A 12812-nucleotide genomic window follows, 5' to 3' on the forward strand; every position below is an offset into this window, starting at 1 on the left:
TATGTCTGTCAAGCCCATCCTCATCCAGCAGGCTTACTACGGGGCCGTGCGCGGCACCTCGCACGGGTACCTGGCCAGCAGTGAACCCCTGAGCGAGTCGCTCCAAAACTTCCTACCGGGCTTCACCGACCGCCCCGGCAACGAGATGATTCCGGCCGGAGTGTCCTCGTATCTGTCCGGAGCTGTTACTGACAAGTATTTTTTACTCAGCCGCACGTGGCCCGACGAAACGACTGCCCGCGCCGGCATGGTGTTCACCCATGTGCTGCTGTTGCCCCTAGCGGCCGTGCTCCATGTGAACGATCTGGCAGACCTGCTGGCCCTACTGCTTCCCGTGCCGCCCGCCGCAGCCGACCGCATCCAGCTCCCCCCTGTTACTTTTTGCCCGGCTGAGCGTTCAGATAATTTCCTTACTTCCTTACCTAATAGTTGGCGGCAAGTGGGGCAACAGCTACTTAGCGGGGCAACGGCGGTGACTGTGAGTGCCGAGCAGGAGCAAATGGCGGCGCTGCTGGTACGCCTGTGGAACGGGCTGCTGCCCAGCCTGCGCCCGCTGCTTACCTGGGCTACCCGCTTCAGCCCAACCGCCACTGGTGCGGAAGCAGGCTTGCTGGTAGGCGTGCCGCCGGTGGTGGCAGGGCGTTGGGTCGGCCGACCGCTCATTACCCTCACCGGCGAACCTGCTGCCTCCGCTATGTCTTTGCAGGAACAGGTACTCTGGAATGCGGCTTGCGCCACTCCCTTCCGCGCTTTCCTGCGCGCGTTGGAGATAGAACCAACGCTGTTTCGTGCCCTCACGCAGCACGAAAGGGCTTTCACCAACTACGAGCGCCTAGCCGACTTGTCTGCGGCCGAACTGATGTCGTTGGCGCGTGACGTGGCGGCGCTTCAGCCCGCACCAGCTAAAGGAGTAACTATCAAAGAGGCCGTGCTGTCGCGCTTAATCAAGGCTATTGCTACCTCCAACGAGCCACCGCTGAGAAACCTGCGCAAGTTTTCCTTAGCGCCCTTTGCCGATACCTCCGCCTTGGAAGCAGCCGTTGTTACCAGGGTAAAAGTCTTAATGACCGCCGCAACCAGCGCGCCTGATGCTGTAACTGAAGCTTTCGACCTCGACACGGGTCCGGATGCCGCCGACAACCAGCCGTGGCTGCGGGTCGCTGTAGAGGCTGCCTTAACCGACCAGCTGCGCCAGCCCACGGTGGCCCTGGCTCCGGCATGGTGGCTGGGGATACAGCACCACGAGGCTACCCGTATAAAATTGCTCGCTACGCTGGCTCCCTCCCCCGCAGCGGCTTCCGTGCTTGCCGCCACCGCGCCAGCTACGCTCGATAAAGGCGTAGCCGAACCGCTGCTGGCCCTGAGCCGCGAGTGGGGCTGGTGGGCGTTGCACGCTGCCGTGGCGGCTGCGGCCCTGCTTCCGGCCGCAGCCTTGCGCCGCCAGGTAGTGGCCGAGGGCACCGGACGTAACAACGCTTCGCCACAGGTGGTGCAACTGGCTCAAGCTGTAGCCGATGACGACCTGTTGGCCCTGGCCCTGGAAACCAATGATAACCAACTGCTGAAACTGGCGGGCGCGGCCTGCGCCAACGACTCTTCGCTCCTTTCTGGGCTTGATGTGGCAGATGATGCTTGGCGGCAAATTTGGGAGTACGCGGTAAGCCAATCAGACAAGCTAACCGCAGGGCTGACCGCGCCAGCCGCTACAGTGGATGCCTACCTAAGCCTGTTGATTGAAAACCCGGCCAGGGCTTTCTCATTGCTGCCACGCATTGCCCGGTCGTCGTTTGCCAATGTGTTGCACCACCCCCGGCGTTCATCATTGTGGGCCGTGCTGCCGGCTCCCAGTCGGTCGGTATTCTTGAAAGCAACCGCTCAGGCACTGACTGCCGAACTGGTGGACGGACGACGATACACCTCCATCGAAGCCCCTTTGCGGCAAGCGGTGCAGCAGCCGGCTTTCACCACCCAATTGCTCTCCACCTACCGTGCCGCCCCGGCAGCCGTTCTTGCCATTCAAGCTGGCTGCGACAACCTGACCGACCGTTACCTAGCCGACTACGTGGCAGATCTTCCTGCCATAGAGCCAGCGGACGCGGTGGTCCTTGGCCGGCTCATCAACAGCAAACGATGGTCGCTGTCCGCGCAAAAAGTGGCGGACCGGGCCAAACGCGATGCTGGCTTTCGGCTTGTTTTGGCCGAATGCGAAAGCCAGCTGAATGGTGTAAAAAGTTGGTTAGCCGGATTATTCACAAGCGACACCGGCCGTTCTTTTTCACCCCAGTTCCCCTACACTCCATCTACCTCCTCCAACATGGCAACTGATGTGCTCATTATGACCGCGCTAGGTCTGGAATTTAATGCCGTACAGCAAATTTTATCGGCCCCTCAAGCCATAAGGCACCCCACAACGGGCCCCCGTTACACGCAAGGAATTTTCGCTCATGACGGGCGGCAGTTTTCGGTGGCTCTGGCGGAGTCCGGGGCAGGCAATGTGGATGCTGCCCAGGCCACCGAGCGTGCCCTTTCGCATTTCAAGCCCCGCTATGCTTTCTTCGTGGGCGTGGGCGGCGGCATTAAAGATGTCAGCCTGGGCGATGTTGTCGCCTCATCCGAAGTGTTGCAATACGAGGGCGCCAAAGATGGCGAAACGTACAAGCCCCGCATCAAGGCCCACTCTGGAGCGCACGAGCTTACAGAGTTAGCTAAGTTCATTGCTAACCGCAATCTGTGGCAGCACCGGCTGGGACCACATGGGCAATATAAAGCTGAAGTCAAGCCGATTGCTGCGGGCGAGAAGGTCGTAGCTTCCAATCGTTCAGCCACCTACCAGCTAATCAGTCAAAGCGTGAGCCAGGCCATAGCCGTAGAAATGGAAGGATATGGGTTTCTGGCTCCCGTCCACTCGCACCATAGCAAGGGCATTGTCATCCGCGGTATCTCCGACCTGTTGGAGAACAAAACCGCATCCGATCAGGCCGGTTGGCAGCCAATTGCCGCCGCCAACGCCACTGCCTTCGCAGCCGAAATGCTGGCTCATCTGCTCAATGACCAAATCAGTGAGCTCCCCCCTGCACAAGCGGCCCCGGCCACCGCGCAACCGCGGTCAACAGATGTGATGTCTAGCTCTGAACCCGCCAGCGCCCCGCTGACCGAACTGTTGGGCTCCGTGTCGGCTCGCAGTGAACTCGCCACTATTCTTGCTGATTTGTACGACCGAGGCCCCGAAGAGCGACAAGTGTGGAAGCGGGCGGGCGGAAAGCTAAGCTTCTTGAAACAAGCAGACCCTGCTGATACGCAATGGCATCACGCGCTGGACTATCTGGCCAAGGGGGGCAGTGGTAATATTACGCCACGCTCCCTGCTCGAAGCCGTGCAGGCGGACTTCCCAGCAAATCCTTCATTACAGCGTTATTATGGATTGCTGTAAAGGACCAGTCATCATAAGTCCGATTCAGGTTAGTTGATGGGTCGGGTAAGGGTGTGCCGGAGTATCCGACAAATGAGGCAACCCGCTTTCCTCTCCAGAAGGACGTTTGAGGAGAAGAAGCGGGGTGAAGAGCTTCACAAAGCACAAAAGATGCGTTGGCTGCAGGTAAGGCTAAATGGAGCAAGGCAATTACGAGTGGACACCCACGCCCCGTAACAAAACCCATGTCGTTGGGACCGTTGCCCACGATAATTAGCGCCCCGCTGGCGAAGGTATCCACGCCTTTATTGAGTATTACCCGCACTGATTCCGCAATGGTCAGAGCGGCCAACAGGTCCAGGTCGTCGCCGGTGTCTACTTCGGCGGCTGTCACTGCGTGTGACTAGCCACTGAGCGTCGTGGCCCTACTGTTCATGAAGGCAGCAGAGCCGCTGTTAAGCCAAATATACAATGTCGTAGCGCCCGCATCGGCCGTTGCCAGGTTCAGCGTCTAGGTCGGCGGCCACGTCGTTGGACTGCCCATAGGCGATGTAGTTGATGCCGCTGCTAAAATACCCTCTGATTATATAGGCAGCCTCAAACGCTTTCGCCCCGGCACGGCGAACTTGGTTGCCCACATTCGGACAAATGTTCTACTTCGCGAGGTCTGCGCTTGGGTCCTGCTTGGGACCAAGTGGGTACCAAAAATAGCCAACAGCATCGGGACCCACGCCTTACTTCTTTCGACCAAATCCGATTTTAGATGCGTATGAGGCTTTTACCACTCTTCCCTCTTAACCTTGTAGTATTTCCCGGCGAGAAACTCAACTTGCACATTTTCGAGCCGCGCTACCGCCAGCTGGTGGCCGATTGCCTCGCCGGGGACATCACCTTCGGCATTCCGCCTTACCTCGACGACCAAGTACAGCCCATCGGCACGGAAATGCGGCTGCTGCGCGTGGAGCGCACCTACCCCAGCGGCGAGTCCGATGTTCGCACCCAGGCCATCGGGCGGTTTCGCATCAGCGAGGTTTACCGCCAGGCGCCGGGCAAGCTCTACGGGGCCGCCGCCGTAGAAGACCTGCACGACGATTCGCAGCCCGATCCGCTGCTCAAGCAGCACATCAGCGCCGAAATCGAGAAGCTGTACGGGGCGCTGGGTCTGCAAAAGCTCTTCATCGAGCTGGCCCCGGACTACACCATCTTCGACATTGCGCATCACCTCGGGCTGTCAACGGAGCAGGAAGTAGCATTGCTGGCCTTGGACACCGAGCCGGAGCGGCAGGAGTACGTACTGGAACACCTGGCGCGCATCCTGCCCGTGGTGCTGGAGACCGAGCGCCTGAAGGAGCGGGTGCGCCAAAACGGCCATTTCAAGCACCTCACGCCGCCGAATTTTTAGTCCATAACGGCGCGGGCTGGCCTGCCTCGCACTTGCCGGCTGCCCATTCTCGACCGCAACGCCCCAGCGGCCGTACACGGGGCTGTGACGCACCTCTACCTCTGGCTGCTCGCCGCGGCAGCCTGCCTTGTACTGGCGTGGTTGCTGCTGCGCTTTGCGCGGGAACGCCGCTACCGCCGGCGCCCGTTTGTGGCCGCTGCGGCGGCCCACTGGGCCACGCTACAGCCGCCTACCGAAGCGCCTTTGCACCGCATTTGCCTGGTGGGCGACCTGGGCGCCGTGGCTACCGACGGCCGCGACCCGGTGCTCAACCTGTTGCAACAATGGATGCGGGAGACTAGGGCACACGGCACGGTGGTCATCCTCGGCGACAACGTCTATCCCACCGGTCTGCCGCCCGTGGGCCATCCGCAGCGCCCCTTCGCCGAGCACCGCCTCGATGCCCAACTGAACCTGCTGCGCGACTTTCCCGGGCAGGTGGTATACCTCAGCGGCAACCACGACTGGAACAAAGGCCGCCCCGACGGCTACGTTTACCTGCAGGCGCAGGAAACCTACATCCGCCACCACTTGCCGCGGGCCTTGTACCTGCCCGAAAACGGCTGCCCTGGCCCCGTAGCGCTGCCCTTGGCCGAAAACCTCGTACTGCTGGTGCTCAACACGCAGTGGTGGGTGCAGCGCGGCCCGCGCCCCCTAGGCCGCAGCCACGGTTGCACCGCCGACGACGCCCGCCAGCCCTTTGAGCAGCTACGCGAGCTGCTGGAGGAGTTTCGCGGCCGACAGGTGGTGGTGGCGGGCCACCACCCGCTGTTTTCCAATGCCGTCCACGGCGGCAAATTCACCATCAAGCAGCACGTATTCCCGCTCACGGCCGCCCACAAGCGCGCCTATGTGCCGCTGCCCGTCATCGGGTCGCTGTTTCCGGCTTACCGCCGGGTGCTGGGCGCGGCCGAGGACATGGCCCACCCACGCTACCGCCGCATGCGCCGCCGCCTGCTGCAGGTGCTACGGCAGTTTCCGGGCACCGTGTACGCCGCCGGCCACGACCACAACCTGCAGTACTTCTTCCGGCGCGCGGTGCACTTCCTGGTCAGCGGCTCGGGCAGCAAAACGGCTTTCGTACAGGATGGCGGCAAGGCCACCTTTACCCACGAGCACAAGGGCTTCTTCAGCCTCGATTACTACGCCGACGGCCAGCTGTGGCTGCACACCTGGGAGCCCGCCGACAACCAAGGTACGCCGGCTCCTTCGCCCTTCCGTTGGCAGCTCACGCCCCCTACTCCGCCGGCACCAGCACGCGCAGGCTCTGCGGGTTGATGGTCACCTCTACCGGCGTGGGCAGGTGCAGCGGCTCGCCATCCACCTGCACGCGCACGTCCGCCACGCCCGGCAGCTCAATGCGGGCCCAGTGGCACTGCAGCCGCCGCGTGTACGCCGATTCGTCGAAGCCCTCGGTGTAGAGCTGGTATAGGATGCCCGGCGCGGCCGTGCCCGGGAAGGGCTCAATCACGCACACTTCGAAGCGGCCGTCGTCCATGCGGCTGGCCGGGTTGATGACCACGTTGCTGCCGAAGGTGCGCGCGTTGGCAATGGTGAGCATGAAGGCTTCGCCCTCCCAGGTTTCCTGGTCGGTTACCACGCGGTAGCGGGCCGGCTCGTAGCTCATGTACTCCTGCAGGGCTACGCGTACATACGCCGCGGGGCCGCGGGTGCCGCCCTCGGCAAAGCGCGCGACAATCAGCGCGTTGAAGCCCAAATCGGCTAGGTGCGCTGCGAAATGCCCACCCACCGACAAGGTATCCACCGGCACCACCCGGTGCTGCCAGACTAGGCCCAGCGCCGCCTCGGGGTCTTGCGGAATGCCCAGGTCCTTGGAGAGGCCGTTGCCCGAGCCCAGCGGCAGGATGCCCATCGGTAGCTGGCTCCCGCTCAGGGCCTGCGCCACCAGGTTCACGGTGCCGTCGCCGCCGGCGGCAAATACCGCGTCGTAGGCGTGGCCCTGCAGGTGCCGACGCAGGCGGTTCAGGTCATCCTCGCCGGTGGTTTCGTAGAGCTCGGTGGTGCGGCCCCGCTCGCGGCAGACTTCCCGGATCAGGTGCTGCACCTCGGCTTTGTCGATGTCGCCTGAAATCGGGTTCATCACGAACAGCAAGTGGCGCAGAATGGGTGGGGTATCGGGCATTGAGGTGGTAAAATGACGGCAAAGCAATAAACGCAGTACAAATAAAAACGGCCGGAACCTGGGTCCCGGCCGTTTCCAGCGCGCACATAGTCAGCGCGTAGCGTTAGGGCTTTAGCCCGCCCGGCAGGCCACTGGGAAATTCCTCCTGGATTTCGCGCTGCAGCACCCCGATGCGGTTGCCCGGGTCGGGGTGGGTGCTCATAAACTCGGGGCCGCGGCCGCTCCCGCCCTGCTCCTGCAAGATCTGCATCACCTGAATCATGGCGCGCGGGTCGTAGCCAGCCTGGGCGGTGTATTTCACGGCCTGGCGGTCGGCGTCCAGCTCGTCCTCACGGCCGAAACGCAGGTTCACGACCTTGGCAATGGCGGCGGCAATGGCCGCGTTGGCCAACGAGCCACCGGGACGGTCGGGGTCGTAGGCGGCAATGCCGGCGGCCCCGGCCAGGCCCTGCGTAAGCTGGGTCTTGGCCAGCTGCTCGGCCGAGTGGCGACCGATGACGTGGCCGATTTCGTGGCCCAGTACCCCGGCCACCTGGCCTTCGGTTTTGAGGTGCTTCAGCAACCCGGCGGTGATAAACACCTGCCCGCCCGGCAAGGCAAAGGCGTTGATGGTGTTCTGGTCGGCCAGCAGGTGAAAATCGAAGCGGTAGGGCGAGCGGCCCGCGCCCGAAGCCTGCACCAGCGTGGCGCCGATGCGGTCAATGGCGTCCTGGGCTTGCTGATCGGGGTACAGCCCGCCGTACTGCTGCGCCATCTGGGGCGCCGCCTGCAGGCCCAGGGCTATTTCCTGCTCGGTGGTCATGTTCACGTGTTGCACCTCGCCCGTGACGGGGTTGGTCTGGCGGTTGCAGTAGTAGGTTATCAGCGAAAACCCGGCTACCACCAGTGCTATGAGGTATCGAAGGTTGCCTCTCATGGGAATGTTGAAACGTAGGAATGGAAGGAAGCCCGGCCGCAGCCGGGGGTAAGCCGTCTAACGCGGCCCCGCCAACAGGGTTGTACCGGCCTATATAGCCAAAACTGCTTGGCTTGCGTATCAGGCAAAACGGCGCTGCCACGGGCTGGCGCCGCATTCCCGATACTCCTCCCCCTGAACTATGAATCAGAAACGCACTTTCGGTTCGCTGCTGACGCTGCTCGGCATTGCGGGCATCATTTATGGCGCCATGGGCCTGCTGGGCATGGTGGGCCTGAGCAAGATTAACTCCTTCGTCCCGCTCGGCGTCGGGCTGATCTTCTTCTTCGCCGGCATCAGCCTGGTGCGCGCCACCGGCGACCGGGCCTGACCCCTCACCCCGAAAAAGGCCGGGGCCGGCTTCCAGTACAGGAAGCCGGCCCCGGCCTTTTTTATGCCTGCTCAGCCAGACTACTGGCCCACGCTGAAGCCGCTGCCCCGCGGCTGGAAAGCCGATAGCGCGGTGTTCATGTTCAGCCAATTGGAGGTGTAAGCCACCGAGCTGGGGCCCTGCACGTACAGCACCGAGCCGCCTTTGATGGTTTTGATGATGCTGGCGGCTTGCGCCGGGGGCAGCGCCGGGCAGCCCTGGCTGCGACCCAGGCGGCCGGTTTGCCGGATAAAATCCTGGTTTACGTAATCGGCGCCGTGCACCACCACGGCGCGGTCGGCGGCGTTGGAGTTGTAGCGCGGGTCGAGGCCCTGTAGCTTCAGAGAGAGGCCGTGCTTGCCCTGGTAGGTCTGGCCCGTCAGATAAAAGCCCAGACTGCTCATTTCCGAGCCTTCGCGGTTGGAAAAAGTGCGCGCAAACTCTTCGCCGGTATTTTTGCCGTGGGCCACCAGCGTGTGAAACAGCAGCCGCGAGTGGTTCAGGTCAATCACCCAGAGGCGATTGAGCCGGCTCGAGCGGCTGAAGTCCACCACCGTCAGCACTGGTTGCTTGGCTAGGCCGCGGCTGCGCAGGTTGAAGTAGCCGATGAGGGCGTTGCGCAGCACCGGCATGCTGAGCCCCGTCGGCCCCAGCTTGGCGGCCACATAGGTACGCGCCAGGTACTGCTCGAAAGCCACCAACGACGCCGCCTGTGCGGGCGCTACGGGGCGCACGGGGCCTTTAGCCGCCACCGGCCCAAGGCCCGACGTCAGCAGCAACAACCCAACGAGGGCGCAACGAAAAAACTTCATGGGTGGAGAAGTAAGCCTAAAAAACCGCAGGCAGAAACCTGGCCAAAGGCAAAAATAGTAGATTTGTCCAAGCAGAGCCCATCCAACGGACCTGCCGCCGCTCTGGTTCCCACAATGTTACAACGCGCCCTCTTCCTACTTTCGTGTACGCTCCTGCTGGGCGGCTGCGGTCAGTCCCTCGGTTCGATGCCCGGTTTCGATGCTGCCGCCTGGCGCCAGGACGTGCGCGGCTGCGCCGGCCAGCGGCAGCTGCTGCTGCGCGCCCTCGATGCCAACCGCGAAGCCCTGTACAATGCCCACGTCAGCGACGTGGCGGACTTGCTCGGCCGCCCCGACGAAGAAGAACTGCAGGAACAAACCCAGCGGGTGTACTCCTACTACGTGGCGCCAGGCCCCCAGTGCGCCCCCGGCCGTCCGCACGCCGCTACCCGCCGGCTGATGATCCGCTTCGGCTCCCTCGGCACGGTTACGGAAGTGCTGTACTCCGCTCCTGCCCCGGCGCAATAGCAACTTCCCCGAAACGCAACGCGGGCGTCCTCAATGAAGAGGACGCCCGCGTTGCGTTTCGGGGAAGAGCCCAAATTAGCCCAGTCCGTTGCCGGCCGTTTCGGTGGGCGTGGGCACCACGTCGTGGGGCTGCTCATCGCGCAGCAGGCTGATCTGGGAGGGCGTCAGGATGCGGCGGCACTCCTGCTCATACTGCGCTTCCAGCTCAATCAGGCGTGCTTGCTGGGTCTTCGGGTCGTTGCGATACTGCCATTGGATTTCATCCATCCGGGCCAGCTTCAGCTGATTCACCGTACGCAGCCGGATGTACTGTGCCTCGTTGAGCCGCAGTCGGTTGGTCATCTGCCGGGTGAGCTGCTCAGCACCGGCTTTGGTAACGTTATCGGTGGGCACACCCGCAACACGGTCGCGCATTTGGGCAGAAGCCGACATAGCTACGCCGCCCAGGAGGAGGGTAAACAACAATTTTTTCATGTGGAGTGGAGCTTGATGGACAGGAAAGCCAAGATGCGTTGGCGTAACACAAAGCTTTGTTCAGTCCAAATATATATTAATAAAGTTTCAAAACAACTTCCATTTATAACATTTAACCCAGCTGTAATCGTTCCAATTCCGGGAAATTCAGTATCATAATGAGAATAAAAAAAGCCCCGCCGAAAAGCGGGGCTTTTTTACTTTTTTGTCAACGCCAAGAGTCAACTACTCCAATTGTTGCATCGGCTTGTGGTCGGGGCTCTTGAAATATTGCATGGCCACCAACGAAATAATTACGCCCGACATCACACCTTGCAGCAGAATGGCCAGGAAAGCAATGGTTACCGACAGGTCAAAACCAAACAGGTCCTCGGCGCGCATGCGCTCCATCAGGCCGGGGCTGACAACGGTAACGATGATGAAGAACAGGCCAAACACCAGGCTAGCCACAGCCGCAGCAATAATACCCGTACCGTAGCCGTGCAGATACGGCATCCGGTCGTGGCGGGCGCGCTTGTAGTGCGCAATGGCCAGACACACGCCTACGGCCAGAATGGCACTGTTGGCGTAGCTGTATTCAATCTTGTGGGCGACGCCGAAAAGTACGGCCAGCAGGAAATAGGCGGCCATACAACCGGCCGTGTACAGGCCGTAACGTACGCCGTTGCGTTCAGGGGAAAGCAGTTGATCAGCCATAAGGCAGGGAAAGTTTAGAGGAGTTGGAGAGAAGCGCGGGACCCGCACCTGAACCGATTGCGCCACAGCGCCTCAGCCGCAGTGCCGGGTTGGTTATTAATACTTTCATTCGTCATCCGCGGTTGTGTTTTGAGCCGAAAAAAGCTTGCAAACGCTCCGACAACGCGCTGACAATGAAGTGGCAGCCCAGGGATTTTTTGCGCGGGCCGCGTTGTTATGCATCAGATTCCGGCGACCGGGCGCGGGTATTTTTTCTCTACCTTTGCGCGATTTTCCGGGTCGGGGTCCTTCCTTATTCCGCTTACATCTCCTGCATGATCAGCACTACCAACGTCAGCCTGCGCTACGGCAAGCGCGTGTTGTTTGAAGACGTCACCATCAAATTCATGCCCGGCAACGTGTATGGCCTCATCGGGGCCAACGGCGCCGGCAAGTCCACGTTCCTGAAAATCCTCTCGGGCGAAATCGAGCCCAACACCGGCTCGGTGGACATGCCCAAGGGCGCCCGCCTCTCGGTACTGAAGCAGGATCAGTTTGCCTACGACCAGTACCCGGTGCTTCAGACGGTGATTATGGGTCACCAGCGCCTGTGGAAGGTGATGGAAGAAAAGGACGCCATCTACGCCAAGCCGGACTTCTCCGACGCCGACGGCGAGCGTGCTGCGGCCCTGGAAGGCGAGTTTGCCGACCTGGAAGGTTGGAACGCCGACTACGAAGCCGCCGAGCTGCTCTCGGGCCTCGGCATCGGCGAGGACAAGCACTACACGCTGATGGGCGACCTGGGCACCTCCGACAAGGTACGCGTGCTGCTGGCCCAGGCCCTGTTCGGCAACCCCGACGTGCTGCTGCTCGACGAACCGACCAACGGCCTCGACGCCGAAACCGTGCTGTGGCTCGAGAACTTCCTTGACTCGTTCCAGAACACGGTTATCGTGGTAAGCCACGACCGTCACTTCCTCGACGCGGTGTGTAACTACATGGCCGACCTGGACTTCTCGAAAATCACCATGTACCCCGGCAACTACTCGTTCTGGTACGAGTCGTCGCAGCTGGCTTTGCGCCAGCGCCAGGAGGTAAATAAGAAGACCGAAGACAAGCGCAAGGAGTTGGAAGAGTTCGTGCGCCGCTTCTCGGCCAACGCCTCTAAGTCCAAGCAGGCTACTTCGCGCCAGAAGCTGCTGCAGAAGCTCACGCTGGAAGAGATTAAGCCTTCGTCGCGCAAGTACCCGTATATCGCCTTCAAATCGGAGCGCGAGGCCGGCAACCAGCTGCTGTCGGTGGAGAATCTTTCGGCGACTATCGATGGCGAGACGGTGTTCCGCAACGTGTCCTTCTCTCTAGACAAGAAGGACAAAGTAGCCATCGTGAGCCGCGACGACCGCGCCGCCTCGCTGCTGTTCGACATCCTGTTTGAGCAGCGCAAGGCCGACAAGGGCGACTACAAGTGGGGCACTACCATCACCCCCTCTTACTTCCCGAAGGAAAACACCGAGTTCTTCGATACGGACCTGAACCTGGTGGACTGGCTGCGCCAGTACTCCACAGAGAAGGACGAATCGTTTATCCGCGGCTTCCTGGGCCGGATGCTGTTTTCGGGCGAAGAGTCGCAGAAAAAGTCGAACGTGCTGAGCGGAGGCGAGAAAGTGCGCTGCATGCTCTCCAAGATGATGATGGAAGCCGGCAACGTGCTCGTGCTCGACGACCCGACCAACCACCTGGACCTGGAAAGCATCACGGCCCTGAACAACTCGCTGCGGGACTTCCCGGGCTCCATGCTCTTCGCTTCGCACGATTTGCAGTTCATCGACACCATCGCCAACCGCATTATCGAACTCACCCCGGAGGGAATTATTGACAAGCGGATGTCGTATGAGGAATACCTTGCCGACGAGAATATTAAGGCTCAGCGCCAGCGCATGTACCAGACGGTGGGTGCGTAACTGCTGAAATCGGAAGGCCGCGGATGCAACGATCCGCGGCCTTTTCGTTACTTACACTCACACGC

At 61.4% G+C, this 12812-nt stretch carries 11 protein-coding genes; 6 read left to right on the top strand and 5 right to left on the bottom strand.

The genetic code is table 11. The annotated features are described in order from the left end of the window. Position 1 precedes the first annotated feature (1 nt). The 3 genes from B0919_RS04265 (at position 2) to B0919_RS04280 (ending at position 6128) form a co-directional block, all read left to right on the top strand. The gene (locus B0919_RS04265) at positions 2 to 3430 is read left to right on the top strand and encodes an effector-associated domain EAD1-containing protein (protein WP_078010983.1); all 3429 of its coding nucleotides are present in this window, start codon (positions 2 to 4) and stop codon (positions 3428 to 3430) included. A 748-nt stretch (positions 3431 to 4178) separates the two neighbouring features. Next, on the top strand, positions 4179 to 4811 hold the full coding sequence (locus B0919_RS04275; RefSeq protein ID WP_078010985.1) for an LON peptidase substrate-binding domain-containing protein: 633 nt from the start codon (positions 4179 to 4181) through the stop codon (positions 4809 to 4811). A gap of 84 nt (positions 4812 to 4895) precedes the next feature. Then, positions 4896 to 6128 (top strand): metallophosphoesterase, encoded by a 1233-nt coding sequence (locus tag B0919_RS04280; protein ID WP_078010986.1) that lies wholly within the window; start codon positions 4896 to 4898, stop codon positions 6126 to 6128. On the opposite strand, the gene B0919_RS04285 is transcribed toward B0919_RS04280, so the two are convergent. Both B0919_RS04285 and B0919_RS04290 read right to left on the bottom strand, forming a co-directional pair. Then, on the bottom strand, positions 6088 to 6993 hold the full coding sequence (locus B0919_RS04285; protein WP_176132845.1) for a diacylglycerol/lipid kinase family protein: 906 nt from the start codon (positions 6991 to 6993) through the stop codon (positions 6088 to 6090). The genes B0919_RS04280 and B0919_RS04285 overlap by 41 nt on opposite strands. Before the next feature lie 103 nt (positions 6994 to 7096). Then, positions 7097 to 7909 carry a M48 family metallopeptidase gene (locus B0919_RS04290; protein WP_078010987.1) on the bottom strand — a complete coding sequence of 271 codons (813 nt, stop codon included), beginning with the start codon at positions 7907 to 7909 and terminating at the stop codon, positions 7097 to 7099. Between the two features lie 181 nt (positions 7910 to 8090). Between B0919_RS04290 and B0919_RS04295 the strand changes: the two genes are divergently transcribed. Next, the gene (locus tag B0919_RS04295; protein WP_078010988.1) at positions 8091 to 8279 is read left to right on the top strand and encodes a hypothetical protein; all 189 of its coding nucleotides are present in this window, start codon (positions 8091 to 8093) and stop codon (positions 8277 to 8279) included. Positions 8280 to 8359: 80 nt separating this feature from the next. Here B0919_RS04295 and B0919_RS04300 read toward each other — a convergent pair whose 3' ends face one another. After that, complete coding sequence (locus B0919_RS04300) at positions 8360 to 9130, bottom strand: murein L,D-transpeptidase catalytic domain family protein (protein WP_078010989.1); 771 nt, start codon at positions 9128 to 9130, stop codon at positions 8360 to 8362. A 186-nt stretch (positions 9131 to 9316) separates the two neighbouring features. Between B0919_RS04300 and B0919_RS04305 the strand changes: the two genes are divergently transcribed. Further along, positions 9317 to 9637, top strand: coding sequence for a hypothetical protein (locus B0919_RS04305; protein WP_078010990.1), 321 nt, complete (start codon positions 9317 to 9319; stop codon positions 9635 to 9637). A 75-nt stretch (positions 9638 to 9712) separates the two neighbouring features. On the opposite strand, the gene B0919_RS04310 is transcribed toward B0919_RS04305, so the two are convergent. Together B0919_RS04310 and B0919_RS04315 are read right to left on the bottom strand one after the other, a co-directional pair. Continuing rightward, positions 9713 to 10111 (bottom strand): hypothetical protein, encoded by a 399-nt coding sequence (locus B0919_RS04310; protein WP_078010991.1) that lies wholly within the window; start codon positions 10109 to 10111, stop codon positions 9713 to 9715. 225 nt (positions 10112 to 10336) lie between these two features. Continuing rightward, on the bottom strand, positions 10337 to 10807 hold the full coding sequence (locus B0919_RS04315) for a DUF4199 domain-containing protein (RefSeq protein WP_078010992.1): 471 nt from the start codon (positions 10805 to 10807) through the stop codon (positions 10337 to 10339). A gap of 314 nt (positions 10808 to 11121) precedes the next feature. On the opposite strand from B0919_RS04315, the gene B0919_RS04320 reads away from it, so the two are divergent. Continuing rightward, positions 11122 to 12747, top strand: coding sequence for an ABC-F family ATP-binding cassette domain-containing protein (locus B0919_RS04320; RefSeq protein ID WP_078010993.1), 1626 nt, complete (start codon positions 11122 to 11124; stop codon positions 12745 to 12747). The last annotated feature ends 65 nt before the right edge of the window (positions 12748 to 12812 follow it).

The sequence above is a fragment of the Hymenobacter sp. CRA2 genome, from assembly GCF_002007105.1.
GTDB lineage: Bacteria > Bacteroidota > Bacteroidia > Cytophagales > Hymenobacteraceae > Solirubrum.

Excerpts from the sequence above, each read along its gene's own strand:
- B0919_RS04300 (WP_078010989.1), bottom strand. The coding sequence starts at position 9,130 with ATGAAGTTTTTTCGTTGCGCCCTCGTTGGGTTGTTGCTGCTGACGTCG.
- B0919_RS04315 (WP_078010992.1), bottom strand. The coding sequence starts at position 10,807 with ATGGCTGATCAACTGCTTTCCCCTGAACGCAACGGCGTACGTTACGGC.
- B0919_RS04320 (WP_078010993.1), top strand. The coding sequence starts at position 11,122 with ATGATCAGCACTACCAACGTCAGCCTGCGCTACGGCAAGCGCGTGTTG.
- B0919_RS04290 (WP_078010987.1), bottom strand. The coding sequence starts at position 7,909 with ATGAGAGGCAACCTTCGATACCTCATAGCACTGGTGGTAGCCGGGTTT.
- B0919_RS04310 (WP_078010991.1), bottom strand. The coding sequence starts at position 10,111 with ATGAAAAAATTGTTGTTTACCCTCCTCCTGGGCGGCGTAGCTATGTCG.
- B0919_RS04265 (WP_078010983.1), top strand. The coding sequence starts at position 2 with ATGTCTGTCAAGCCCATCCTCATCCAGCAGGCTTACTACGGGGCCGTG.
- B0919_RS04275 (WP_078010985.1), top strand. The coding sequence starts at position 4,179 with ATGAGGCTTTTACCACTCTTCCCTCTTAACCTTGTAGTATTTCCCGGC.
- B0919_RS04305 (WP_078010990.1), top strand. The coding sequence starts at position 9,317 with ATGCCCGGTTTCGATGCTGCCGCCTGGCGCCAGGACGTGCGCGGCTGC.
- B0919_RS04295 (WP_078010988.1), top strand. The coding sequence starts at position 8,091 with ATGAATCAGAAACGCACTTTCGGTTCGCTGCTGACGCTGCTCGGCATT.
- B0919_RS04285 (WP_176132845.1), bottom strand. The coding sequence starts at position 6,993 with ATGCCCGATACCCCACCCATTCTGCGCCACTTGCTGTTCGTGATGAAC.